At 74.4% G+C, this 26325-nt stretch carries 10 protein-coding genes; 4 read left to right on the forward strand and 6 right to left on the reverse strand.

Features of this window, described 5'->3' with window-relative positions; translation table 11 throughout:
• Window positions 1-52: 52 nt before the first annotated feature.
• Window positions 53-13933, reverse strand: a complete 13881-nt coding sequence (locus tag DDJ31_RS04580; RefSeq protein ID WP_127181572.1) for a type I polyketide synthase — start codon at window positions 13931-13933, stop codon at window positions 53-55.
• Window positions 13934-14181: 248 nt separating this feature from the next.
• On the opposite strand from DDJ31_RS04580, the gene DDJ31_RS04585 reads away from it, so the two are divergent.
• Window positions 14182-14562 (forward strand): YybH family protein, encoded by a 381-nt coding sequence (locus tag DDJ31_RS04585; RefSeq protein ID WP_127181571.1) that lies wholly within the window; start codon window positions 14182-14184, stop codon window positions 14560-14562.
• A 63-nt stretch (window positions 14563-14625) separates the two neighbouring features.
• Complete coding sequence (locus DDJ31_RS04590; protein ID WP_127181570.1) at window positions 14626-15051, forward strand: YybH family protein; 426 nt, start codon at window positions 14626-14628, stop codon at window positions 15049-15051.
• Window positions 15052-15366: 315 nt separating this feature from the next.
• Here the strand turns inward: DDJ31_RS04590 and DDJ31_RS04595 are convergent, their stop codons facing one another.
• Window positions 15367-15831 carry a flavin reductase family protein gene (locus DDJ31_RS04595; RefSeq protein ID WP_240678280.1) on the reverse strand — a complete coding sequence of 155 codons (465 nt, stop codon included), beginning with the start codon at window positions 15829-15831 and terminating at the stop codon, window positions 15367-15369.
• A 280-nt stretch (window positions 15832-16111) separates the two neighbouring features.
• On the opposite strand from DDJ31_RS04595, the gene DDJ31_RS04600 reads away from it, so the two are divergent.
• A complete protein-coding gene (locus tag DDJ31_RS04600) occupies window positions 16112-17728 on the forward strand; it encodes an aspartate aminotransferase family protein (RefSeq protein ID WP_127181568.1) in 1617 nt (538 codons plus the stop codon).
• A gap of 206 nt (window positions 17729-17934) precedes the next feature.
• Here the strand turns inward: DDJ31_RS04600 and DDJ31_RS04605 are convergent, their stop codons facing one another.
• The 4 genes from DDJ31_RS04605 to DDJ31_RS04620 form a co-directional block, all read right to left on the reverse strand.
• Window positions 17935-18606 (reverse strand): hypothetical protein, encoded by a 672-nt coding sequence (locus tag DDJ31_RS04605; protein ID WP_127181567.1) that lies wholly within the window; start codon window positions 18604-18606, stop codon window positions 17935-17937.
• 45 nt (window positions 18607-18651) lie between these two features.
• The gene (locus DDJ31_RS04610) at window positions 18652-21063 is read right to left on the reverse strand and encodes a BTAD domain-containing putative transcriptional regulator (protein WP_127181566.1); all 2412 of its coding nucleotides are present in this window, start codon (window positions 21061-21063) and stop codon (window positions 18652-18654) included.
• 242 nt (window positions 21064-21305) lie between these two features.
• On the reverse strand, window positions 21306-22094 hold the full coding sequence (locus DDJ31_RS04615; protein WP_240678279.1) for a thioesterase II family protein: 789 nt from the start codon (window positions 22092-22094) through the stop codon (window positions 21306-21308).
• Window positions 22095-22096: 2 nt separating this feature from the next.
• Window positions 22097-22708 (reverse strand): NADPH-dependent FMN reductase, encoded by a 612-nt coding sequence (locus DDJ31_RS04620; protein WP_127182955.1) that lies wholly within the window; start codon window positions 22706-22708, stop codon window positions 22097-22099.
• A 230-nt stretch (window positions 22709-22938) separates the two neighbouring features.
• On the opposite strand from DDJ31_RS04620, the gene DDJ31_RS04625 reads away from it, so the two are divergent.
• Entirely contained in the window at window positions 22939-26199 is a 3261-nt protein-coding gene (locus tag DDJ31_RS04625) for a BTAD domain-containing putative transcriptional regulator (protein ID WP_127181565.1), read from the forward strand.
• Window positions 26200-26325 lie beyond the last annotated feature (126 nt).

A 26325-nucleotide genomic window follows, 5' to 3' on the forward strand; every position in this document is an offset into this window, starting at 1 on the left:
CCTGCGTGTCGTGTGGTCGATGGCATCGGGTGGCGCCGGGGGCGCCGCGCGCTCAGTCGAGTTCGTCGACGAGGGCGAACAACTCCTCGTCCGAGGCGGTCTCCAGAAGGCCGTCCGGGTCGTCGGCGGTCCCGTCCGTCCGGAGGGCGCCGTGCGCGAGGTCCGCCGCGTCGAGCAGGTCGCGCAGTTGTGCGGTGATGCGCTGGTAGGTCGCGGCGTCGGAGGCGGATTCCTCGATCGCCGACCTGAGCCTGGACAGCTCGGTCAGGACCGGCTCGCCCTCAGGTGTCTCGGCCACCAGCCGGGTCAGCAGGTGCGCCGCGAGCGCCCTGGGGGTGGGGTGGTCGAAGACGGTGGTGGTGGGCAGCCGCAGTCCGGTCGCCGCGTTGAGGTGGTTGCGGAGTTCGACGCCGGTCAGCGAGTCGAAGCCGAGTTCCGTGAAGGCGCTGTCGGCGTCGATCTCCGCGCTGTGGTGGCCGAGTACCGAGGCGACCCGGGCGCTCACCAGGGCGGTGAGGGTGCGCTCGCGTTCCACGGCGGTCATCGGGGCGAGCCGCCGCGCGAGTGCCTCTCCGCCGTCGTCGTTGGCGGACGCGGTGGTGGCGGACCCGCGGGGCGCGGTGGCGGGGACCAGGGCCCGCAGCAGCGGTGGGACGGGGGCGCCCGAGGCCCGGAGTCCCGCGATGTCGAGGCGGCTGACGCCGAGCACCGCCTCGCCGGTGGCGGGTGCGGCGTCGAACAGGTCCATGGCGTCGTCGGCGGCCAGCGGCAGCAGGCCCGAGCGGGCCAGTCGGCGCAGGTCCGCGTCGCCGAGGTGGGCGGCGATGGAGTCGGTTCCCGCCCAGAGTCCCCAGGCGAGGGAGAGTCCGGGCAGCCCCTGGGCCCGGCGGTGCGCGGCCAACGCGTCCAAATACGCGTTGCCCGCGGCGTAGTTCGCCTGACCCGCCGTCCCCAGCAACCCCGCGATCGACGAATACACCACGAACGCGTCCAGACCCGACCCACGCGTCAACTCGTGCAGATGCCACGCCGCGTCGACCTTCGCCCGCAGCACACCGTCCAACCGCTCCACCGTCAGACCGTCGAACGGCACATCGTCCAGCACACCCGCCGCATGCACCACCGCACCCAACGGATTACCGGCACCGAACCGCCCCACCACCTCGGCCAACGCCGAACGATCCGCGACATCCACAGCGGCGAACCCGACCTCCGCACCCGCAGCCCGCAACTCCCCCGCCAACTCCTCCGCACCCGGCGCATCACCACCACGCCGACTCACCAACAGCAGCCGCCGCACACCGTGCCGCTCCACCAGATGCCGGGCGACGACGGTGCCGAGCGCTCCGGTGGCGCCGGTGACCAGGACGGTGCCGCGGTCCCAGCGCGGGGTGTCCTCGCCCTGGGTCGTGGCGGTCTGTGCCGCCGGCCTGGCCCGGATTAGCCGTGGGACCAGGGGCCGGGCGGCGCGCACGGCGATCTGGGGTTCGTGGCGGTGGGCGGCCAGTGCGGGCAGGGTGGCGTCGGCGGTGCCGTCGGTGTCGAGGAGCACGATGCGGCCGGGGTTCTCGGTCTGCGCGGACCGCAGCAGGCCCCACACCGGGGCGTGCGCGAGATCGGTGACGTCCTCCTCGGGGCCGGTCGCGACGGCGCCCCGGGTCACCACGGCCAGCCGGGCGTCGGCGAGCCGCGCATCGGCCAGCAGGGTCTGCACGTCCGTCAGCACGCGGTGGGTGGCGTCCCGCAGCACGGCGGGCAGTTCCTCCCCCACGGCCGGCCGCGCGGAGACGGTCAGCAGCACACCGGAGGGCGCGGGCTCGCCCCGGTCCAGGTCCCGGACGAGCGCCGCGACGTCGGGACGGACGCGGGCCGGGGCGTCGAGCAGCGCGGGCACGACGGACGTCTCGTCCCCGAGGACGATCCAGCCGGCCGGGTCGGCGGTGCCGTCCGGTGTGTCCGGCAGGGGGATCCAGTCGAGGCACAGCAGGCCGTCCGCGGCGCCGGACGCGCGGAGCGCCCCGGCGGACAGCGGGCGCAGGGTGAGCGCGTCGACGGCCGCGACGGGCGTGCCCGTGCCGTCGGCCACGGTCAGGCGGACGGTGGGTGAGGCGCCGTCGCCGTCCTGCCGCGCGAGGCGGACCCGCAGGGTCGTGGCGCCGCGGGTCTCGACCGTGACGCCCGACCAGGCGAACGGGAGCAGGGAGCGGCCCTCGTCACCGGTGACCCCTGGGAGCAGGGGGTGCAGCGCCGCGTCGAGCAGCGCGGGGTCGAGGACGAACCGGGCAGCCTCGGCGCGCCGTTCCTCGTCCAGGGCGACCTCGGCGTAGAGGCCGGTCTCCGTGGTCCACAGTCCGCGCAGGTTGCGGAAGGCCGGGCCGTAGGCGTAGCCGTGTTCCGCGAGCCGCTCGTAGACGCCGGTGAGGTCCGTCTCGACCGCGCCGGGGGGCGGCCAGTCCGTCAGGTCGTCCGTGGGCAGCCTGTCGGCTGCGGTGCCGAGGCGGCCCTCGGCGTGCAGGGTCCAGGCGCCGTCGTCGTCGCCCGCCGTGCCGGTGGGCCGGGAGTAGACCCGCACCGGGCGTCCGCCGCCGTTGTCGGTGGCCCCGGCGACGAGTTGGACCTGTACCGCGCCGTGTCCGGGCAGGATCAGGGGCTCCGCGAGCGTCAGGTCGTCGACACCGGGGGTGCCGAGCTGTTCACCGGCCTGGAGGACGAGGTCGAGGAGGCCGGTGCCGGGCAGCAGGACGACACCGCCGACGGCATGGTCGGCCAGCCAGGGGTGGGTGCGGACGGACAGCCTGCCGGTGATGACGTGTTCGTCGCGGTCCGCGAGGGAGACGGCGGCGCCGAGCAGCGGGTGACCGGTGGCGGTCAGGCCGAGTCCGGCGGCGTCCCGGTCCGGCGTGGCGGGGTCCTGGATCCAGTACCGCTGGTGCTGGAAGGCGTATCCGGGCAGGTCGACGGCGCGGGCCCCGGGGAAGACGGCGTCCCAGGCCAGGTCGGCGCCGCGGGCGGCCAGCAGGCCGAGGGCGGCGGCGAACACCTGGTCGTCGTCGCGGCCCCGGCGCAGGGCGGGGGCGAGCGCGCCCGTCCCGGTGGGGAGCGCGTCCATGACGAGCGTGGTGAGGACGCCGTCCGGTCCGAGTTCCAGCCACTCGGTGACGCCTTCGGCCGCCAGCAGCCGGACGCCGTCGAGGAAGCGGACCGTGCCGCGGATCTGCGCCACCCAGTAGTCGGGGGAGGTGAGTTGTTCGGTCGTCGCGAGTTCCCCGGTGACGTTGGAGACGATCGGGATGCGCGGCGGGCGGAAGGTGAGCCCCTCGGCGACGGCCCTGAACTCGGCCAGCACCTCGTCCATGTGGGACGAGTGGAAGGCGTGGCTGACGGTGAGGCGCTTGGTGCGGCTGCCGCGCTCCGCCCACAGGGCGGTGAGGGCGTCGACCGCGGACGTGTCACCGGAGATCACGGTGGAGCGGGGGGCGTTGACGGCGGCGACGCCCACGCTGTCGCCGTGTCCGGCGAGAGTGGCGCGGACCTCCTCCTCCGTCGCCTCGATGGCCGCCATCGCCCCGCCCTCGCGGGCGGCCTGCATCAGCCGGCCGCGCTCGCTGACCAGGCGGCAGGCGTCGGGCAGGTCGAGGACTCCGGACAGGTGGGCCGCCGCCACCTCGCCGATGGAGTGGCCGATCAGGTAGTCGGGGGTGAGTCCGTGGTGTTCGGCCAGTCGGAAGAGGGCGGTCTCGACGGCGAACAGCGCGACCTGGGTGTAGGCCGTCAGGTCGAGCAGGGCGGAGTCGGCGGAGTCCTCGGCGGCGAAGATCACGTCCTTGAGGGGGCGTTCGAGGAACGGGTCGAGGTGGGCCGCGACCTCGTCGAGCGCGGCGGCGAACACCGGGGAGGACGCGTACAGTCCGCGGCTCATGCCGGGGCGTTGCGAGCCCTGTCCGGTGAGGAGGAAGGCGGTCCTGCCGCGGGGTGTGCGGTCCGCGTGGACGACGGCGGGCGAGGGTTCGTCGTCGGCGAGGGCCGTCAGCGCGGTGCGCAGGGCGTCCCGGTCGCCGGCGAGGACGGCGGCGGCGTGGCTGTGCAGGGCCCGGGTGGTGGCCAGGGAGTGGCCGAGGTCGCCGAGCCGGGTGTCGGGGTGGGCGTCGAGGTGGGCGGCGAGCCGTGCCGCCTGGGCCTTGAGCGCGCGGGGGCCGCGGGCGGAGACGAGGAAGGGCGCGACGGGCAGCGCGGCCGGCGGGGTGGGTTCGTCCTCGGTGGGCGCCGTGTCGACGTCGGGGCCCTGTTCGAGGATGACGTGGGCGTTGGTGCCGCTGATGCCGAAGGAGGAGACGGCGGACCGGCGGGGCCGGTCGGTCCGCGGCCACGGGGTCTCCCGCGTGAGCAGTTCGACGGCACCGGAGTCCCAGTCGACGTACGGGGAGCGCTCCTCGGCGTGCAGCGTCCTGGGCAGGACACCGTGGCGCATCGCCTGCACCATCTTGATCACACCGCCCACGCCGGCAGCCGCCTGGGCGTGACCGATGTTCGACTTCAACGACCCCAGCAGCAAGGGCCGTTCACGTTCCTGGCCGTAGGTGGCCAGCAGCGCCTGCGCCTCGATGGGGTCGCCCAGACGGGTTCCGGTGCCGTGCGCCTCCACCGCGTCGACGTCCGAGGGCGAGAGGCCCGCGCTCGCCAACGCGTCCCGGATGACCCGCTCCTGCGCGGGACCGTTGGGAGCGGTCAGGCCGTTGCTCGCGCCGTCCTGGTTCACCGCCGAGCCCCGCACCACCGCCAGCACCCGATGCCCGTTGCGCCGCGCGTCCGACAGCCGCTCCACCAGGAGCAGTCCCACTCCCTCGGACCAGCCTGTGCCGTCGGCGTCGGCGGAGAACGACTTGCACCGGCCGTCGGGGGCGAGTCCCTTCTGCCGGGCGAACTCGACGAAGGCGACCGGGGTGGACATGACGGTCACTCCGCCGGCCAGGGCGAGGTCGCACTCCCCCGCCCGCAGCGCGTTCGCCGCCAGGTGCAGGGCGACCAGGGACGACGAGCACGCCGTGTCCACCGTCACCGCGGGGCCCTCGAAACCGAAGGTGTACGACAGCCGGCCGGAGACGACGCTGGAGAGGTTGCCCGCCAGCAGGAAGCCCTCGTACTCGGCCGGGCTCGCGGAGAGCCGGGAGGCGTAGTCGTCGTACATGGCGCCGGTGAAGACGCCGGTGCGGGAACCGCGCAGCGCGCCCGGGTCGAGTCCCGCGCTCTCCACCAACTCCCAGGCGGTCTCCAGCAGTAGACGCTGCTGCGGGTCCGTGGCCATCGCCTCACGCGGCGACATCCCGAAGAACTCACGGTCGAACAGATCCGCGTCGTGCAGGAACCCGCCGTGCCGGCTGTACGACGTACCCGCCCGATCCGGATCAGGGTCGTACAACCCCTCCAGATCCCATCCCCGGTTCGACGGGAACTCCGACACCGCGTCGACACCACCCCGCACCAGACCCCACAGGTCCTCCGGTGAAGCCACCCCGCCAGGGAACCGGCACGCCATCCCCACGATGGCGATCGGGTCGTCGGCGACGGCGGCGGCGCGGGGTTCGGGGCGGTCGGTGGCGGGCCGGGTGCCGGGCAGCCGGGAGAGGAGGAAGTCGGCCAAGGCCGTGGCCGAGGGGTGGTCGAAGACGGCGGTGGTGGGCAGCCGCAGTCCGGTCACCGCGTTGAGGCGGTTGCGGAGTTCGACGCCGGCGAGGGAGTCGAATCCGAGGTCCTTGAAGGCGCGTCGCGGGTCGAGCGTGCCGGCTTCGGCGTGGCCGAGGACGGCTGCCACGGTGCTCCGCACCAGGTCGTGGACCGTGTCGTGGCGCGTCTGCGGGGGCTGGGCGGCGACGCGGGCCGCCCAGCCGTCCGCCGTGCCGGAGGCGGCGCGGGCCGCGGCGCGGCGCGGACGCGTTCCGCCGGGCCCGCGGAGCAGGGCCGGTGCCTCGTCGGCTCGGGCCCTCGGCACGGACAGGTCGAGGGCGGCGGGTATCCGCAGGGCCGGGCCCTCGGCGAGTGCCCGGTCGAAGAGGGCGAGTCCGTCCTCGGGGGTGAGGGGGGTGATGCCCATGCGGCGCCAGCGGGCGAGGTCGGTGTCGCCGAGGGCGGCGCCCATGCCGTGGGTGCCGTCCCAGAGTCCCCAGGCGAGGGAGAGTCCGGGCAGCCCCTGGGCCCGGCGGTGCGCGGCCAACGCGTCCAAGTACGCGTTGCCCGCAGCGTAGTTCGCCTGACCCGCCGTCCCCAGCAACCCCGCGATCGACGAATACACCACGAACGCGTCCAGACCCGACCCACGCGTCAACTCGTGCAGATGCCACGCCGCGTCGACCTTCGCCCGCAGCACACCGTCCAACCGCTCCACCGTCAGACCGTCGAACGGCACATCGTCCAGCACACCCGCCGCATGCACCACCGCACCCAACGGATTACCGTCACCGAACCGCCCCACCACCTCGGCCAACGCCGAACGATCCGCGACATCCACCGCGGCGAACCCGACCTCCGCACCCGCAGCCCGCAACTCCCCCGCCAACTCCTCCGCACCCGGCGCATCACCACCACGCCGACTCACCAACAGCAGCCGCCGCACACCGTGCCGCTCCACCAGATGCCGCGCGAACAGGGCACCGAGGCCGCCCGTGCCGCCAGTGACGAGCACGGTCTTCTCGGGGTCGAGGGGCGGCGCTGTGCGGGGGCCGGCGGCCGGGTCGCGCACGATCCGGGGGACCGTCATCCGGCCCGCCCGTACGGCGAGTTGGGGTTCGCCGGTGGCGAGGGCCGCGGCGACCAGGGTCTCCGCGGCGGCGGGCTCCGTGCCGTCGTCGGGGTCGAGGTCAAGGAGGACCAGGCGGCCCGGGTGCTCGGACTGCGCGGCTCGGCCCAGGCCCCACACGGGGGCGCTCGCGAGCCCGGCGACGCCCTCGCCCCGCTCCACCGCCACGGCGCCCCGGGTGACCAGCACCAGCCGGGTGTCGTCGTACCGCTCGTCGGAGAGGAAGCGCTGGGTCAGGGAGAGTACGGCGGCCAGCGTCTCGTGGGCCGTGGTGACCTCGTCCCGACCGGGGTCCTCGGTCAGGAGCCGGTCGACATGGACGAGGACGGCGTCGAGGTCTGCCTCGCCGGCCGCCCGCCCGTGGGGCAGTTCGCCGTGCGGGGCCTCCGCGATCCGGGGTGCCGCGGGCGCCGTGGCGGGGAGCGGGAGGACTGTCCACGCCACGGTGTGGAGGGCGGCGGGGCCCTCGTCGGCCGGGGCGAGGCGGTCGCGGGGTACGGGCCGCAGGGTGAGCGACCCGACGGAGACCACGGCGCGGCCCGTGGTGTCGGTCGCGGTGACGGCGAAGGTGTCGGTGCCGGTGGGCGAGATACGGACGCGGAGGTCGGTCGCCCCGGTGGCGTGCAGGACGGTGTCGTTCCAGGAGAACGGCAGGCGAATCGCGCCGGACCCGTCCGTCCCGTCCGTCCCGTCAGGGGTCGCCGAGGCGGCGGCGTGCAGGACCAGGGGGTGCAGGACGGCGTCGAGGAGCGCCGGGTGGGCGGTGAAGCGGTCGGCGTCCGGGTGCTGTTCCGCGGGCAGGGACACCTCGGCGTACAGGTCGCCGTCCCGGTGCCAGAGGGCCTTGAGCCCCTGGAAGGCGGGCCCGTAGTGGTAGCCGAGGTCCGCGAGGCGGTCGTAGACGGCGTCGAGCGGCTGCGCCGTGGCCCCTTCGGGCGGCCACACCTCCTGCGTGCCGGCGGTGACGGGCTCCCCCGTGCCGCCGAGGACACCCGAGGCGTGGCGGGTCCAGGTGCGGTCGTCGCCGGGGTCGCCGTCACGGCGTGCGAAGACCGTGAAGGAGCGCGTTCCGGCGGCGTCGGGCGCGTCGACGGAGACCTGGAGGCGGGCCGCTCCCCGGGCCGGCAGGACGAGCGGGGCCTCCAGGGTGAGTTCCTCGACCCGCTCGGCTTCGAGCAGTCCGCCCGCGGTCAGGGCCAGTTCGAGGAAGGCGGTGCCGGGGAGCAGGGCCGTGCCGCCGATGACGTGGTCGGCGAGCCAGGAGTGTTCCGACGCGCTGACGCGGCCGGTGAGGAGCCGGTCCTCACGGCCCGCGAGGTCCACGGCGGTGGTCAGCAGCGGGTGGTCGGCGGGGTCGAGGCCGAGGCCGCGGGCGTCGGTGCCGCCGCTGTCGGCGGGGAGCCAGTGGCGGGCCCGCTGGAAGGCGTAGGTCGGCAGGTCGACGCGGTGGGCGTCCGGGAAGAACGACGCGGCGTCCAGGGGCGCGCCCCGGGTGAGGGCGGTCGCCAGCGCGGTGGTCAGCGTCTGCGGCTCGGGGCGCCCCGCGCGCATGAGGGGCACGGCGGCCGGTTCGCCCGACAGGCTGTCGCGCACCATGGACGTGAGGACGGCGTCGGGGCCCGCCTCGATGAAGACGGTGGCGCCGTGCCGCTGAAGCGTGCGGGCCGCGTCCATGAAGCGGACCGTGCCGCGGATCTGCCCGGCCCAGTGGTCGGGTGAGGTGAGGGTGTCGGCGCCGGCCGTCTCGCCGGTGACGGTGGAGACGATCGGGATGCGCGGCGGGTGGAAGGTGAGCCCCTCGGCGACGGAACGGAACTCCGCCAGCACGTCGTCCATGTGGGGCGAGTGGAAGGCGTGGCTGACCTGGAGGCGACGGGTCCGGCGGCCGCGGGCCCGCCAGTGCGCGGCGACCTCTTCGGCCGCGTCCTGGTCGCCGGAGATCACCAGGGAGGTCGGGCCGTTGACGGCGGCGACGGCGAGCGCGGCGGCGTGGCGGGCGAGGTCGTCGGCGAGTTCGGCCTCCTCGGCCTCGATCGCGATCATGGCGCCGCCGGACCTCGCCGACTCCATGAGGCGCCCCCGGGCGGCGACGAGCAGCGCCGCGTCGTCGAGCGAGAGGACACCGGCGACGTGGGCGGCGGTCACCTCGCCGATGGAGTGCCCGGCGAGGAGGGCGGGGGTGAGGCCGTGGTGCTCAAGGAGCCTGAACAGGGCGGTGCCGACGGCGAAGAGGGCCGGCTGGGTGTACGCGGTGCGGTGCAGCAGCGCGCCGTCGTCGCTGTCGGCGGGGGCGGACAGCACGGCGCGCAGGGGGCGGCGCAGATGCGGATCGAGGGCGGCGCACACCTCGTCGAGGGCGGCGGCGAAGACCGGGGACGACGCGTACAGCTCGCTGCCCATGCGGGCGCGCTGGGCGCCCTGTCCGGTGAACAGGACCGCGGTGCGGCCGGTGCCCGCGACGTCGCCGGTGACCAGGTGGGGCGCGTCGGTGCCCGAGGCCAGGGCGTCGAGGCCGGCCAGGAAGGTGTCGCGGCCGGTGCCGAGGACGACCGCCCGCCGGTCGAGGCGGGCGCGCGTGGTGGCGAGCGCGCGGCCGATGTCGGCGGGGTGGGCCTCGGTGGTGCGGAGGTGGTCGCGCAGCCGGGCGGCCTGGGCGCGCAGGGCCGCGTCGTCCCTGGCCGTGATCAGCCAGGGGGCGGGCGCGGTGGGCTCGGGCCGTTCGGGGCCGGCCGGGGGCGCCGGTTCGGTGGCGGGGTCGTGCTCGACGATGAGGTGGGCGTTGGTGCCGCTGATGCCGAACGAGGAGACGGCGGAGCGGCGCGGGCGGCCGGTGTCCGGCCACTCGGTCTCGCGGGTGAGCAGTTCGACGGAGCCGGAGTCCCAGTCGACGAACGGGGTGGGCGCGTCCACGTGCAGGGTGCGCGGGAGCACGCCGTGGCGCATCGCCTGGACCATCTTGATCACGCCGCCCACACCGGCGGCGGCCTGGGTGTGGCCGATGTTGGACTTCAGGGAGCCCACCTGGAGCGGGTGCGCGCGGTCCCGTCCGTAGGTGGCGATGAGCGCCTCGGCCTCGATGGGGTCGCCGAGCCTGGTGCCGGTGCCGTGCGCCTCGACGGCGTCGACGTCGGCGGGGTCGAGTCCCGCGTCCGCGAGGGCCTGCCGGATGACGTGTTCCTGGGAGGGGCCGCTGGGCGCGGTGAGCCCGTTGCTGGCGCCGTCCTGGTTGACGGCCGAGCCGCGGATGGTGGCGAGGACCGGGTGGCCGTTCTTGAGGGCGTCGGAGAGCCGCTCCACCACGAGCAGACCGACGCCCTCCGCCCAGGAGGTGCCGTCGGCGCCGGCGGCGAACGACTTGGAGCGTCCGTCGGCCGCGAGACCGCGCTGCCGGGAGAACTCCACGAACATGCCGGGCGACGACATCACGGTGGCGCCGCCGGCCAGGGCGAGACCGGTCTCCCCCGAGCGCAGCGACCGCACCGCGAGGTGCAGGGCGACCAGGGACGAGGAGCAGGCGGTGTCGATGGTCACCGCGGGGCCGACGAAGCCGAACTGGTAGGCGATGCGGCCGGACATGACGCTGGGGGCGGTGCCGGTCAGGACATGGCCCTCCACGGTGTCGGGGGCCTGGTGCATGCGCGGTCCGTAGTCGAGCGCGGTGGCGCCGACGAACACGCCGGTGCGGCTGCCGCGGAGGGTGTCCGCGTCGAGTCCGGCGCGTTCCAGGGCCTCCCAGGCGGTCTCCAGGAGCAGCCGTTGCTGCGGGTCCATGGCCAGCGCCTCGCGCGGGGAGATCCCGAAGAGGGTGTTGTCGAACAGCGGGGCGTCGTAGAGGAATCCGCCCTCGCGCACGGAGCTCTTGCCGTTCCGCCCGGCGTCCCGGTCGAACAGTTCCTCGTCCCAGCCGCGGTCGGTGGGGAAGCCTGAGATCGCGTCGCCGCCGTCGGCGAGCAGCCGCCACAGGTCCTCGGGGGAGGCGATGCCGCCCGGGTAGCGGCAGGCCATGCCCACGATGGCGATGGGTTCCGTCGAGGTCTCGGCGCGGAGTACGGGGGCGGTCGCCTCGGCGCCGCTGCCTTCGAGGAGGGTGGTGAGGTGGTCGATGAGCGCGGCGGGGGTGGGGCGGTCGAACAGCAGACCGCTCGGCAGGCGCAGTCCGGTGGCGGCGGCGAGGGTGTCGCGCAGCTCCACCGACATCAGCGAGTCGAACCCGAGTTCCCTGAAGCTGGCGTGCGGTTCGACGCGGCGGTCGGCGGGGTATTCGAGGACGGCCGCGATCCGGTCGGTGACCAGGCCGGGGAGGTCGGTGAGGTCCGCCGGCGCCGCCGGGACCGCCGGGGTCGCGGCAGCGGTGGCGGGGGCCTCGGGGAGCGAGGCGGCCGGGCGCGCCGGTCCGGTGATCCAGTGGCGCTCGCGCTGGAAGGCGTACGTGGGCAGGGTCACCCTGCGGCCGTCCCCGACCGTGGGCACGGCCGCCCAGTCCACCTCGGCGCCCCGGACGAACGCGGCGGCCACGCCGGTGAGCAGGGCGTGCGGTTCGGGACGGCCGGCGCGCAGCGTGGCGACCGGCGCCATGGCGTCGGTGTCGTCGAGGCACTCGACGGCCATCGGGGAGCAGACGGCGGCCGGACCGAGTTCGAGGAGGGTGGGCACGCCGGCGGACTTCAGGGTGCGGACCGCGTCCAGGTACCGGACCGGCCGGCGGATCTGCCCGACCCAGTACTCGGGGGAGGACCACTCCCCCGGTCCGACGGGGCGTCCGGTCACCGTGGAGACGGCGGGGAGCGTCGGCTCGTGGAAGGTGAGGTCCGTGACGGCCCGGCGGAAGTCCTCCAGCATCGGGTCCATCAGCGGGGAGTGGAAGGCGTGGGAGACGGTGAGCCGGCGGACGTTGCGGCCCTGGGCGCAGAGCCGGCCGATGATCCGCTCGACCGCGTCCTCGTCCCCCGACACCACCGTCGACAGCGGGCCGTTGACGGCGGCTATCGCGGCCAGGGGCTCGTCGGCGAGGAGCTTCGCCACCTCGTTCTCGTCGGCCCGCACGGCGGCCATGACCCCGCCGGGCGGGAGGGCCTGCATCAGCCGGCCGCGGGCGGCGACCAGGCGTGCGGCGTCGCCGAGGGAGAGCACTCCGGCGGCGTGCGCGGCGGCCACCTCGCCGATCGAGTGCCCGGCCACCTGCGAGGGGACCACGCCCCAGGAGCTGACCAGGCGGTACAGCGCCACTTCCACGGCGAAGATCGCGGGCTGGGTGAACCCGGTGTCGTCCAGGCCGTCGCCGGATTCGATCACCTCGCTCAGCGGCCGGTCGAGCAGCGGGTCGAGGTGGGCGCACACCTCGTCGAACGCCTCGGCGAACACCGGGAAGGCGGCGCGCAGTTCGCGCCCCATGCCGACGCGCTGGGAGCCCTGTCCGGTGAAGACCACGGCCGGGCGGTCCGGGCGGGCGACACCGGCCCCTGTCCCGGAGGCGGCGAGGGCGGCGAGCCCGTCGAGCAGGGTGCCGCGGTCGCCGCCGAGCACGACGGCGCGGTGGTCGAAGACGGTGCGGTGCGCCGCGAGGGTCAGCCCGACGTCCGCGGGGTCGAGCGTCGCGTCGGCGGTGACGGCGGCGTGCAGCCGGGCGGCCTGGTCGCGCAGCGCGGCGGCGTCGCGGCCGGTGACCACCCAGGGCACGGGGGCCGGGTCGGTCGCGGGTGCGGACGGCGGGAGGGCCGCCGGTCCCGGTGCGGCGGCCGACCGCGACCGGGGGGTCTGTGCGGGTTCGGGGCGGGGCGCCGGGGCCGGGTGCTCGGCGAGCACGACGTGGGCGTTGGTGCCGCCCATGCCGAAGGAGGAGACACCGGCCAGCAGCGTGCGGTCGGGCTCCGGCCAGTCGGACGGCGCGCTCTGCACCCTGAGACCCAGCTCGGCCAGCGGTATCCGCGGGTTCGGGGTCTCGAAGTTGAGGCTGGCCGGGATCGTGCGGTGCGAGAGGGCCAGCAGTGCCTTGATGAGGCCGGCGATCCCGGCGGCGCCCTCCAGGTGGCCGATGTTGGTCTTCACCGACCCGACCCGCAGGGGCCGTTCGGGGTCGCGCCCGCTCCCGAGGACCGCGCCGAGCGCCGCGGCCTCGATCGGGTCACCGACCGGGGTACCGGTGCCGTGCAGCTCCACGTACTGCACCGCCGCGGGGTCGACGGCGGCCTTCTCGTAGGCGTGGCGCAGCACCTGCTCCTGGGAGGCGCGGTCGGGGACGGTGAGCCCGGGGGTGGCGCCGTCGTTGTTGACGGCGCTGGCGAGGATCACCCCGTGGACGCGGTCGCCGTCCGCGACGGCGCGGGCCAGCGGCTTGAGGATGACGGCGCCGCCGCCCTCGCCGCGCACGAACCCGTTGGCGCGGGCGTCGAAGGCGTAGATCGTGCCGTCGGGTGAGAGTCCGCCGAAGCGCTCCGCGCTGGCCGCGCTCTCGGCGAGGATGTTGAGGTGGACGCCCGCCACCACGGCCGCCTCCGACTCCCCCGACCGCAGCGACTCGCAGGCCAGGTGGACGGCGACCAGCGACGACGACTGGGCGGAGTCGACGGTCATGCTGGGGCCGCGCAGCCCCAGGTGGTAGGAGACCCGGTTGGCGATGACGCCCCGGTTGACGCCCGCCATGGTGTGCTGGGTGATCGCCCGCTCACCGTGCTGGTAGAGCAGGGCGGAGTAGTCGTCGCGCTGGGTGCCGACGAAGACGGCCGTGCGGCTGCCCGCGAGCGCGGCCGGCAGGGTCCCGGCGTCCTCCAGCGCCTCCCACGCCAGTTCGAGCACCAGGCGCTGCTGGGGGTCCATGGTGACGGCCTCGCGCGGGGAGATGCCGAAGAAGGCGGCGTCGAAGGTGTCGAGGTGGGCGAGGAAGCCGCCCCGGCGGGTCCCGGCGCCGGAGGTCGCGTCCGCAGGCCCGGAGCCGTCGACGGCCGGCTGTGAGGCGCCCTCCGCGCTCACCGGCTGCCAGCGTCCTTCCGGTACGGCGGTGACGGCGCTGGTGCCGGTGCTCAGCAACTCCCAGAAGGCGGCGGGGCCGTCGGCGCCCGGCAGTCGGCAGGAGAGTCCGACCACCGCGATGGCCTGGTCTCCTTCCCCACGCGCCGCGGACGTCCCAAGGTGCTGCTCGTTCGTCATGGCGCTCGACTACCCTTCCGGCTGAACCGACCGAAACCCCAAGGCATTTGAGGCAACTCTGCGAATGGATCGTAGGCAGCGGCCTCCTCGCGGAATTCAACGTGCGACCTTTTTCGGGTAATCGGCCGGGCGGCGGGCGGGCAGATCACGGTGTGACCCGGCGGTTCCCGCACTGTTGCGCGGGATGAAATACCGTCTCGACCGTGGAACTCAGCCACCTCACTCACGGAAGGCGGGCCTGAACTCTCATGTCGCGAATAATCGCTGATCTGGAAAAGCGCACCGAACTCTATGTCGATGCCTTCAACGCGGGCGACGCGGACGCACTCGAGGATTTCTACACCGAAGAGGCCATCGCGGTCTGGGAACCGGGCAAGCCGCTGACGGGGCAGGCCCGCAGGGACTACCAGCGCGCGTTCCTGTCCCGCGGGCCGCGGATCACCGCCGTGCCGCGGCAGTCCTTCGTCACGGGTGACACCGCGCTGCTGATCGTCGACTGGACCATCGACACGGTCGACGAGTCGGGGACGGCCGAACAGCTGCGCGGGATCGGCGTGGACGTGCTGCGCCTGGGCGAGGACGCGGTCTGGCGCTACGCGGTGGACGACCCCTACGGCCAGGAGGACTGAGCCCCTACCCCGACGCACCAGTCCCGTTCAGCCACCATCCAGCAGAGAGGCAGGCCGGTTCACATGGCCTTCAACTTCGCCGTCGACTTCGACCCCGCCCACCCCGACCTCACCAGTGACGCCGAGGTCGCGAACGAGATCTTCCTCCAGGTCTTCAACTCCGGTGACGGCGAGCTGTTCAACCGCCTGTACCTGGAGGACTCCATCTCGAACTTCTCCGGCGAGCCCCTCACCGGCGCGGCGCGCCTGGCCTTCTTCAAGGAGTTCCTCTCCTCGAAGCCGACGCTGAAGGCCGCGATCACGTTCTCGTACGTCGCCGGTGACGTGGCGCTCATGGGTGTCGACTACAGCATCAGGGGCACCGGCCCGGACGGCTCACCCACCCTCCTCGAAGGCGTGTGCACGGATGTCCTGCGGCGCCAGAAGGACGGCCGCTGGCTGATGGCCGTCGACCGTCCGGTGGCCGCGAAGGGACTCGTCTCCGAATAGGGCGCGGGTCCCCCGGCCCCACGCACGGAAGAACCCCCCGAACGCACCGCCGGGGGGTTCTTCCGCCTTTTCGTCTTCTTCTCGGAACGCCCGGCACGTACGTGTGCGCGGGCGTTCCCTCTCATTTCTGCGCGCGGGCGTTCCCGCTCGTTCCCGTGCTCGGGAGTTCCCGTTCGCTCCTTGTGCGCGGGCGCGACCGCCCGTTCCTGCGTGCGGCGTTCCCGGTCGTCCTTGTGTGCGGCGTTCCCGGTCGTTCCTGTGTGCCGGTCCCGCGGATCGTCTCCGCGGGCCGGCACACAGGACGACGCCGTGCGGTCAGCGCGTGGACGGCTCCGGGCGGCCGAAAGAGCCGTTGACGAAGATCAGTTCGTGACCGTCGCTGCCGCGCCCGGCCTCCAGCACCGTCCCTATGAAGATGGTGTGGTCGCCGAACGAGTGCGCGTCGGTCAGTTCGCACTCCACCCAGGCCAGCGAGCCGGCGAGCAGCGGGGCGCCCGTGTGGGTGCCTGGCCACCACTCGATCCCGTCGAACTGCGCGGCACCGAGGGTGCGGTTCTTGTCGGCGAAGTGCCGGGCGAGGGGCTCCTGTTCGGCTCCGAGGATGTTGACGGCGAACCGGCCGGAGTCGGTCAGCGCCTGGTGCATCACGGCGCCGTGGCCGACGCTGCACAGCACCGAGGGCGGGTCGAGCGACACGGAGCTGAAGGCGTTCGCCGTCATGGCGTGCAGATGCTCCTGACCGACGGTGATGACCGTGACGCCGGTCGTGAAACGGGACATCACCTCCCTCAGCCGGCCGGGCCCCACCCAGCGCGGTGCGGAGGGGGAAGCCGAAGGGTCGAGTTCAGCGGACGCGGAATTCATGCCACCTTCTCCGGGGGTCGTGGGGGCGCACGCGACCCGTGACAGAGACAAGGACGGGCCTGCGGATTCCTCAACGTACCGGCGCCCGGACGCGTCTCCTCCACCGTCGGGTAACCGGCGCACCGGCCGCCCGCGGGCGCCGCCGTGGTGACCGTGCCGTGAGTGCCGCCTTACCTCCCGGGCGCACCCTGTGGCCATGACTCCCACAGACTCCGCAGCGGCCCGGCCCGAGACCACCGAGCCGGAGCTCGCCGAACCGCACCTGCGTGCGGTGCTGGACACGGCGGGACTGGCCGTCGAGTACGTCCGGGCCCAGGACAACACGCTGTTTTGGCTCGACGAGGACGGCACCGAGATCGCCGTGACGGACTTCGCCGGCGGGTACGGCTCCGTCCTGCTCGGCCACAACCGGCCCGAGATCGTCGAGCGCGCGAGGGAACTGCTGGCGTCAGGCACCCCGGTGCACGCGCAGTTCTCCAGCCACCCCTACGCCAACCGGCTCGCGGCCGAGCTGAACCGGATCGTGGGACGCGAACTGGACACCGACGAGCCGTACTTCGCCATCTTCGGCAATTCGGGCGCGGAGGCCGTCGAGGCCGCGATCAAGCACGCCGAGATGGACCGGGGCATGCGACTGGCGGCGCTGCGTGAGGAGTTGGCGCGGCACACCGCGAGCGTCCGCGCGGCGGTGGCGGCCGGCGAGGCGAAGGTGACCTCGCGGGCCCTCGCGGGTGCCGGGCTCGACGCGACGGCGCCCGGCGGTGACTTCGAGACACTCGCCGCCGAGTTGGAGCGTCACAACGCCGAACTGTTCGCCAGGCCGCCGCTGTTCCTCAGCCTTGAGGGCGGCTTCCACGGCAAGCTGGCGGCGAGCGTGCAGCTGACCCACAACGAGGGGTACCGCGCCCCGTTCAAGGCGCTGGCGGCGCAGGCCCGTTTCGTGCCCCGTGAGCGGCCCGAGGCGCTGAAGGAGATCTGGGCCGAGGAGCGCGGCACACTCCGGGACGTGCGGGTCTTCGAGGGCCGGGTCGAGGTCACCGAGCGCGAGTTCCCCGCGTTCTGCGCCTTCCTGGTGGAGCCGATCCAGGGCGAGGGCGGCATCCACGTCCTGTCGGAGGAGTTCGCCGCGGAGATCCAGCGGTTCTGCGCGTCGATCGGGTGCCCGGTGATCGTCGACGAGATCCAGAGCGGCATGGGCCGCACCGGTGCCCTGCTGGCGAGTGCCCAGATCGGTCTGCGGGGCGACTACTACACGCTGGCCAAGACGCTGGGCGGCGGCATCGCCAAGACGTCGGTGATGCTGGTGCGACAGGCCTGGTACCGCGAGGAGTTCGAGATCGTCCACAGTTCGACGTTCGCGAAGGACAGTTTCTCCTGCCACATCGCGCTCAAGGTGCTCGAACTGCTCGAGGCGGACGGCGGCGCGGCCTACCGGCGGGCGGCCGAGCGGGGCGACGCGCTGCGCCGCACGCTGGAGTCGGTCGCCGCGGACTTCCCCGGCGTGGTCAAGGAGGTGCGGGGCCGTGGCCTGATGCTCGGCGTGGAGTTCCACGACCAGTCGGGGTCGGCGTCACCCGCGCTGCGGGAGGCCGCCGCCGGTGGTCTCTTCGGCTATGTGCTCGCCGGGCATCTGCTGCACCGGCACGCCATCCGCACGTTCCCGACCGCGAGCGCTCTCAACACCCTCCGTTTCGAACCGTCGCTGCTGCTGAGCGATGCCGAGATCGCCCGGCTCGACGGCGGTCTGCGGGACGTCTGCGCCATCATGCGCGACGCGGCCGGCGAACGGCTGGCAGCCGGCCGGGCCGGCTGAGGGGACACCTTCGGGACCCGCGTGGGCGGTTCCTGGTCCGCCGATCGGCCCGCCGGGCGGGCCAGGGGGCCGGGAACCGCCCTCCAGCATGCCCGCCGGCGGTCGTCCGGGGTGCGGGCCGAGCGACGGGAAGCGGCGGGGCGGGACCCTGATCCTGTGATCCGGGTCCCGCCCCGCCGCTTCCCGTGCGCGTCCTGCGTCCGCGTTCACGGCCGCCCGCGGCCGACGGACGCGCCGGCCGACCGCTTCGGGGGACGCCCGGGGCGGGCCTCAGCCGCCGGCGAGGGGGCCGGGGCGGCGCCGGTGCGGATGGCGCGGGCCAGGACGCCGAGCGCCTCCGTGCCCGCGGGGTGGGCCGTCGGCAGCGTCACCGCCGCGCACTCCAGCAGCAGGGCCGCCGCGACGACCTGCTGTTCGGGGGTGGGCGGCGGCGTCACGAGGGCGGCGGGCGGCAGGCCCATGGCGTCGCGCAGCACGGCCTGGGCCCAGACGAGCAGTCCACGCCGGGGCGGGCGGTGCCGCGCGCCGCCGACCGGTCCCGGGGCGGGCAGAGCGGTCTCGAAGGCCCGCAGGATCGTCGGGGCGTATCTGGTGAGCAGCGCCACGGCCGACCCGTGCTCCGGCTGCGCGGGACGCGGCGGGCGGGGGCCGGCTGCCGCGGGGTCGACGGACGGCGGAGACAGCGGCGACGGCTGGGACCGCGAGGACGGAGGTACCGGAGGGGACGGCGGTACCGGCGGGCGGGCCGGGGTCCGTCCGGCGGCGCGCGCCCGGCGCAGCCCCGCGTCGAGTTCCTCGACGAATTCCCTGCCCACGAGCGCGGCCAGGGTGAACTCCGCACGCTGTGCGGGAGATGGCGTGGAGACGTCGGTATCCATGAGTCAAGGGAAGCAAGCGGGCGGCCCGTTGGGTTCACCCCTCGGTCACCGGTCCGCATGCCGGGCCACGAACGGTCCATGGTCGGACGGACGGCGGATCCCTCGCGCGCCATGGCGCGGGAAGGACGCCGGTGGGACGAAGTTCTCGGGCGTGTGCTGCTGGTCCGTGAAGCGCGTGACGAAGTCCTCCCGGGGCGTCGTCCAGCGCTCCAGGGTGAGGGTGCCCGCGTGGCGTTGCCCGCTGCCCCAGAAGGGCCGGCGTTCGAGCAGTTCGGGCCGGGCGGCGGCCATCACGAACAGGGGCGCGGGGCGCGCGGTGGCGACGAGCCTCTCCACGCAGTCCAGGAACGGGTCCTCGGAGCGGTGGACGTCGTCGAAGCAGAGCACGATGGGCCGTTCGCGGGCGGCCAGCGCCACCACCTCGATCCAGCTGGCGTGCACCTCGTCGTGGCTGGTGCACCGGCCGGCCGGTCCCATCAGCGGGATGAGGTGGTACAGCAGCCGTTCGGCCGCTCCGCTGCCCGCCAGCCGGCGCACGGCCTCGGTGAATCGGCCGTCCACCCCCGCCCCTGGCGGCAGTCCGCAGCAGGCGGCGAGGATGTCGCGGGCCAGGCGCGGCGAGTTCCCCCCGCTGGCCGCCCCTCCGACGCGTATCACCCGCACCTCCGGTGAGACGTCGGTGACCTGCTGCTCGAAGTCCTCCAGGAACCGGGTCTTCCCGACGCCTTCCTCGCCGAGGATCGTCATGAGGTACGGCGCGGCGGTGCGGCGGCTGTGGTCCAACAGGTCCATGGTGATGGACAGTTCGTGCTCGTGGCCGACGGGTTCCTTCGGCGGCCCGGTGACGGTGCCCGCCGCGTCGGCCCAGGAGGACAGCGGGGGCAGCGGCGGCAGCGGGGAGAGCGGGCGCTCGTGTCCCGGTGCCTGCGGTGGTCTTCCGGAGCGGGCGGTGGAGTGCCGGTTCCTCGGCTCGGGGATGCGGGCGGCGTCGCCGCTGATGTGCACCTCGCCTGGCGGGACGGCGCCCAGCAGGGTCAGGGCGTCGTCGAGCAGCCGCCCGGCGACGGTGACCGGGACGGTCGGGTCGTGGGGGTCGTGGCGCACCAGCGCCGAGCCCGCGATCACGGCGGCGTGGAAGGTGGGCCCTGGTATGTCGGCGAAGCGGTCGCGTACGGCGAACGCGGCGGCCACGGCGTCGAGCGACGCCGCGCGGGGCTCGCCGCGCAGTCCGAACACGGCGACCGAGACATAGCCGAGGGAGCCGACGACGGTGCCGCCGAACTCCTCGACGCCGTCGGCGAACGCGTTGCCTGCGGCGTGCAGCGCCGGGGCGGTGCGGTCGTCGCCGAGCGCGTCGGTCTCGGCGGTGAACCCCGTGCGGACCAGGACGGCACTGACCTGACGGCGTTCGGTCACCGGCCCGTCCGCCGTCCGCCGCCGCACGTCCTGGCCGGCGGCCGGCGGGGCGGGTGAGCCGCTGCCCGCCGGGTCCACCGGGTCCGCCGGGCGGGGCGCGGGCCGGTCCTGGGCCCGGTCCGCGCCGTGTGCGGCGGCGGAGGCGCGGGGGCTCGCCACGTGGAGTCCCCGTGCTTCCGGCGCGGTGTTCCCGGTCCGCGGGGCACCTTGCAGGGGGCGTACCTCCGCGAGGACGACGGGTTCCCCGCCGGTGACCGCGGGAGCGGCGAGCGCGGGGTCGTGGGTGAGGATGCTCTGCTGCAGCAACTGCAGTTCCCTGGAGGGTTCGAGGCCGTACTCCTCGACCAGCGCCCGGCGTACCCGGGTGAACGCGCTGAGGGCCTCGGCCTGCCGGCCGCAGCGGTAGAGGGCGAGCATGAGCTGCCTGCACAGCCGTTCGCGGAGCGGCTGTTCGGCGACGAGGGAGACGAGTTCGCCCAGGACGGCCTGGTGGCGTCCGCAGCGCAGTTCGGCTTCGAAGCGGTCCTCCATGACGTCCAGCCTCAGCTGTCCCAGCACGGTCAGTTCCGGCCAGGCGACGTCGTGTTCGGCGAGGTCCGCGAGGGCCGGTCCGCGCCACTCCGCGAGCGCCTCCCGCAGCAGCCGCGCGGCCTCCTCCGCGTCACCCGCGGCCAACCGGGCGCGGCCTTCGGCGACTTGCCGCTCGAACCGGTTGACGTCGAGGCTGCCGGAGTCGACGCGCAACAGGTATCCCGGTGCCTGGGTGAGCAGTTCGGGACGGCGGCTCCCCGGCGGATCCTCGTCGCCCGGCGGTGGACTGAGCAGGGCGCGCAGGCTCCAGATGGCGTTCTGCACGATCTTGCGGGCTGTGGCGGGGAGTTCTTCCTCCGGCCACAGCCCGGTGAGCATCTCGCTGGTGGCCACGACCCGGTTGGCCCGCAGCAACAGCAGTCCCAGCGCGGCGCGTTGCTTGAAGCCCCCCAGGGGGAGCACCTGGTCGTGGAACGACACCTCTAACGGACCCAGGATCCTGAACTGCACGCTTGACTCCTCGTGGGCGAAGTGTGTGCCGACCCCGGGGTGCGGGCCGCGATCTGGCGTACGGCCCCGGTCAGGGCGGCCGGCATGGAGGCGATGACTGTCCCGTTCCTCTTCTCGCCACGGGCAGGGCCGGTGGTGCCGGCTCCCGTGCGGTGCCGCGCACAGGGGTCCCCCCGTTCCGGCGCCGCCGGAGGTGAGCGGGTGCGCGGGGCGTCGGGACGGGGGGAACGTCGTGCGGGGCGTTACCGGGCGCGTGGGGCGACCGGTCGGGACGGCAGCAGGCCGGCGATCGCCTCGGCCACCGTGTCGAGCTGGTCACCCAGGTAGAAGTGGCCCCCGGGGAACATCAGCGTCTCGGACGTCGCCGAGGTCAGGTCGGCCCAGGCCGCCGCCGCCCGCTGCGGCACGAGGGGGTCGTCCGCCCCGACGAAGACGCTGAGCGGTGTGCTCAGCATCGGCTCGGCGGTCCAGCGGTAGTCGGCCAGCGCGGCGTAGTCGGCGCGCAGCACGGGCAGGGCGAGGGCGACGAGTTCGGGGTCGTCCAGCACGGCGGCGCCGGTGCCGCCGAGCCGTCGGACGGCCGCGAGGATCGCGTCGTCGCCGTCGAGCCGGTCGTGGGGGTCGGGGGTCGTCGTGGGCGCTCCGCGGCCGGAGAGGATGAGCCGGGCCGGGGCGGGCGCGCCGTGGCGGGCGAGGACCCGGGCGGTCTCGTAGGCGACGAGGGCGCCCATGCTGTGGCCGAAGAGGGCGTACGGTCCGCGGGTGCCCTCCAGCAGCCGTTCGGCGATCCGTACCGCGAGCGCGGTCAGGCTGTGCTCCGGGGTCTCGTGTCTGCGGTCGTGCCGTCCCGGGTACTGGACGGCGTACACGTCGAGGCGGGGTGCCAGCCGGCGGGCCAGTCCCGCGTAGCTTCCGGCGGCGCCGCCCGCGTGCGGGAAGCAGATCAGCCGCGTCCGGGGCGTGTCGTCGACGGGCCGGTGGTAACGCCGGAACCACCTGCTGTCCACGACGCTCGTTTCTGCGTTGCGCACGGTCACTCTCCCAAGCAGTGGTGCGTGGCGGGTTCGTACGGTTCGGTCTCGCGGGCCCGGCGCAGGGCGCGGGCCCACCAGCCGAGCCGGTCGAGCATGGCGCGAGCGGCGTCGAGACCGGTGTTGAAGGGGCAGCCGGCGGTGTCGAGGCCGTTGTACCGGTCGAGGCGGTCCTGGTCGTGGTGGGCGTGGAAGCTGACGGTCTCGCGCACGGTCACGGCGTGCGCCTCGGCGAAGATCTGCCGGAGCTGGGCGACCGCGCACAGGCCGCTCGACGCTCCGCCGTAGGAGAGGAAGGCGACAGGCTTGGCGCGCCACTCCTCGTCGTACCAGTCGATGGCGCTTTTCAGGGAGGCGGGGAAGCTCCGCTTGTACTCGGGGGTCACCACCACGAACGCGTCGGCCTCGGCCAGCCACGGTGCCAGGTCCTGGACGGCCTGTGGCTTGCACTCGGCGGGGTCCATGAACATCACGTCCGGCAGCCAGACGGTGTCGAGGTCGATGACATCGATATCAAAGTCGGTGCGCAGCCCCGCCTGGGAGGCCAGCCACTCGGCCGCCACGAGGCCGAACCGGCCGTGCCGCACGCTGCCGACGATGATCACCAGCCGCATCCGGTCCGTGCGCGTGTCCGGGTCCGCACCCGCGTCCACGTCGGTGCCCGCGTGCGTGTCCGTGCCCGTGTCCGTGTTCAACTGTTCGCCTCCTCGCGTGACGCCCCTCCCGCCGTAGATCACTGTGCGGCATGCCGCTTCGGATTCTCTTCGGACGCACTTCGGAAAGGCCGCCGGGAACGGCGTTTGCTGTAAGTCCACTGTGAACACTCTGAGTTAAGCTCGTGCATATGCAATTCAGGGTGCTGGGGTCACTGGAAGTGTGGGCGACCGAGGAACGGTTGGTCAGAGTCCCCGAGGTGAAGGTCCGGGCCCTGCTCGCCAATCTGCTCGCGCACCCCGGGCGGGTGGTGGCGGCCGAGCGGCTCATCGAGGCGCTCTGGGGCGGTTCGACGCTCCCCACCAACCCGTTGGGCGCCCTCCAGGCCAAAGTGTCCCAGCTGCGGCGGGCGTTGGAGGACGCCGAGCCCGGCGGCCGGGAGCTGATCGCGCGCCAGGCCCCCGGCTATGTGCTGACGGCCCCGGCGGTGTCGGTGGACTCCGGCCGCTTCCAGGCCCTGGTCAGCGACGCCACCGCGCTCCAGGACCCGCGGGCCAAGGCCGCCGCCCTGGGGGACGCGCTGTCGCTGTGGCGCGGGCACGCGTTCGCGGACTTCGTCGACGCGCCCTTCGTCCGGGCCGCCGCCGACTCCCTGGAGGAACAGCGCCTCACCGCGATAGAGGAGCACGCCGAGGCCCGTCTTGAACTGGGCGAGCACAGCACCCTCATCGCCGAACTCACCGCGCTCGTGGCGGCGCATCCGCTGCGCGAGCGGCTGCGGGCCGCGCAGATGCGTTCCCTGTACCGGGTCGGGCGTTCCTCTGAGGCGCTCGGCAGCTACGCGGAGTTACGAAGGCGCCTGGACCGCGAACTGGGCCTCTCCCCCGGTCCCGCCATCGAGGCGCTCCAGCAGGCGATCCTCCGCCAGGATCCGGCCCTCCAGGACACCGCGGGGACGACGCCCCCGCCCCTGGGCACCCGCTCCCGCACCAACCTGCCCGCCCGCCTCGGCTCCCTCGTCGGACGGGACGAGGCGGTGGCCGAACTCCGTGACCTGGTCCGCGAGGAGCGGCTGGTCACCCTCACAGGACCGGGGGGTGTGGGCAAGACCAGGCTCGCCGCCGCCACCGCGCGCCGACTGGACGACGCGTTCCCCGACGGTGTCTGGCTGGTGGAGTTCGCCGGGCTGAGCAGCGCCACAGGGCTGACGTCGCTGGCCGAACACGTGATGGCGGTGATGGGCATCCGGGGCGACTCCGACACCGCTCCGGTCGCCGCCGACGGGGCGGGCGGCGCGGTGCAGCACCTGGTGACCGCCCTGGCCACCCGCCGGCTGCTGCTGGTCCTCGACAACTGCGAGCACCTCGTCGACGCCGTCGCCGAACTGGTCACCCGGCTCCTCGACGCCGCTCCGGAACTGCACCTGGTGGCCACCAGCCAGGAACGGCTGCACCTGCCCGGTGAGACGGTGTGGCCGGTGCCGCCGCTCAACCTGCCGCTGCCCGACAGCGACCCCGCCACCCTGCGCGGGTGCAGCGCCGTCCAGTTGTTCGCCGCCCGCGCCAGGTCCGTCGACCCGGGCTTCGTCCTCGACGACTCCACCGCCCCCGTGGTGGCCGCCATCTGCCGGCGCCTCGACGGGCTGCCCCTGGCCCTCGAACTGGCCGCCACGCGCGTGCGCTCCCTCGGCCTGCGGGACATCCTCGACCGCCTCGACGACCGCTTCCGCGTCCTCACCCGCGGCTACCGCGGCGCACCCGCCCGCCAGCAGACCCTCCAGGCGGCCATCGACTGGAGCTGGAGCCTGCTCAGCGGTCAGGAACAGGATCTGCTGCGCTCGCTCGCCGTGCACGCCGAGGGCTGCACGCTGGAAGCCGTGGAGCACCTGAACGCCGACTCGGCCGGGGACGAGGAGGTCCTTGACGTCCTGACCCGGCTGGTCGACCGCTCCCTGGTCATCACCCACTGGCCGCGGTACCGGCTCCTGGAGTCCGTCGCCGCCTACGCCCAGCGCAAGACCCACGAGCTGGGCGAGAGCGCCGAGTTGGCGCTGCGCCACCTGCGGTACTACACCGAACTCGCCGAGCTGGCCCGCCCTCATCTGCACGGCCACAACCAGCGCCGCTGGCTCCAGCGCCTGGACGCGGAGAGCGCCAACTTCCAGCACGCCCTGGACGAGGCCGAACGCATCGGCGCGGCCTCCTGGGCCCTGCGCCTGGCCAACGCCCTCTCCTGGTACTGGTTCCTGCGCGGCCGGCTCGGCGAGGGGACCCGGGCCCTGCGCCTCGCGCTCGCCGTCCCGGGCCTGGCGCCCGAGGCGGACCGGGCGGAAGCACGCGCGTGGCACACGGGGTTCGCGATGCTCATCGGGGAGCACCGGCCGGGGGCCGCCCCCTCCTCTGACGGTTCCCCGGCCGCCCCGGCCGGGGAGCGCGCGCACCTCACGGCCGGGGAGCGGACCGTCGGCCGGGCGCGCGCGGAGTGGTTCCTCGGCTTCGCCGAGTGGAGCCTGGGCGCCCTCACCGCCGGTGAGCGGCGCGTGAAGGGCGCGCTGACCGACTTCCGGGTACTGCGCGACGTCTGGGGTGTCGCCGCCGCCCTGAGCACCCTGGCCGCGCTCGCGATGGCCCGCGGCAACCTGGAGGGGATGCGCGGCAACGCGCTGGAGGCCCGGACCCACTTCATCGCGCTCGGCGACGCCTGGGGGCAGCTCAAGGCGACCGAGGTGCTCAGCGTCCTCGCGGAGATCAACGCCGACTACGACGAGGCGGCCAGGCTGCATTCGGAGGGGCTGCGGATCGCCGAGTCCCTCGAACTGTGGTCGGAGGTGTCCCGCAAGCTCTCCGGGCTCGGCCGGATCGCCCTGCTCACCGACCGGCTGACCGAGGCCGACGAACTGCACTCGCGCGCGCTGCGGCTCGCCGTCGACCAGGGCAACCGTCCGGTGGAGCAGTTCGCCGAGCTGGGGCTCGCTCTCGCCGCCCGCCGCCGGGGCCGTCTCGACGTCGCCGAAGGGCATCTGCGGCCGTGGCTCGAGTGGAACCGCTGCCACCACGCCCTCACCGGACTCGCCCTGGTCCTGGCGGAGTTGGGGTTCGTCGCGGAGCAGCGCGGGGACGCCACGGCCGCGCTCCGCCTCCACCAGGACTGTCTGGCGACGGCCCGCGCCACCGGTGACGCCCGCGCGGTGGCCCTGGCGCTCGAAGGACTCGCCGGGGCGCACTCCCTCGCCGGACAGCATGTCCGCGCGGCCCGTCTGCTGGGCACCGCGGCCCACACCCGTGAGGAGTGCGAAGCCCCGCTGCCGCCCGCCGAACGCGGCGACGTGGAGCGGGTCTTCGCCCGGGTCCGTGCGGCGCTCGGCGCGGAGGGGGTGCGCGCGGCGCTCGCCGAGGGCGCCGCCCGCGACCACGACACCGCGGCGGACGAGGAGGAGAGCCACGGCGGGTAGGCGCTCCCGCGCCACCCGTCCGCCGGGCCCCCGGGCCTGACCGCCGTCCGCTCGCACCGCCCCCGCCGGCGGGTTCCCGAAGACCCGGGAGCGGGCGGCGCGCGACGCGCGCGACACCGCCAACTC

The sequence above is a fragment of the Streptomyces griseoviridis genome (assembly GCF_005222485.1).
Classification (GTDB): domain Bacteria; phylum Actinomycetota; class Actinomycetes; order Streptomycetales; family Streptomycetaceae; genus Streptomyces; species Streptomyces hintoniae.

Coding starts and splice junctions, on each gene's coding strand:
- DDJ31_RS04600 (WP_127181568.1), top strand. CDS start 16,112: ATGACTCCCACAGACTCCGCAGCGGCCCGGCCCGAGACCACCGAGCCG.
- DDJ31_RS04625 (WP_127181565.1), top strand. CDS start 22,939: ATGCAATTCAGGGTGCTGGGGTCACTGGAAGTGTGGGCGACCGAGGAA.
- DDJ31_RS04585 (WP_127181571.1), top strand. CDS start 14,182: ATGTCGCGAATAATCGCTGATCTGGAAAAGCGCACCGAACTCTATGTC.
- DDJ31_RS04590 (WP_127181570.1), top strand. CDS start 14,626: ATGGCCTTCAACTTCGCCGTCGACTTCGACCCCGCCCACCCCGACCTC.
- DDJ31_RS04605 (WP_127181567.1), bottom strand. CDS start 18,606: ATGGATACCGACGTCTCCACGCCATCTCCCGCACAGCGTGCGGAGTTC.
- DDJ31_RS04595 (WP_240678280.1), bottom strand. CDS start 15,831: ATGTCCCGTTTCACGACCGGCGTCACGGTCATCACCGTCGGTCAGGAG.
- DDJ31_RS04580 (WP_127181572.1), bottom strand. CDS start 13,933: ATGACGAACGAGCAGCACCTTGGGACGTCCGCGGCGCGTGGGGAAGGA.
- DDJ31_RS04620 (WP_127182955.1), bottom strand. CDS start 22,708: ATGCGGCTGGTGATCATCGTCGGCAGCGTGCGGCACGGCCGGTTCGGC.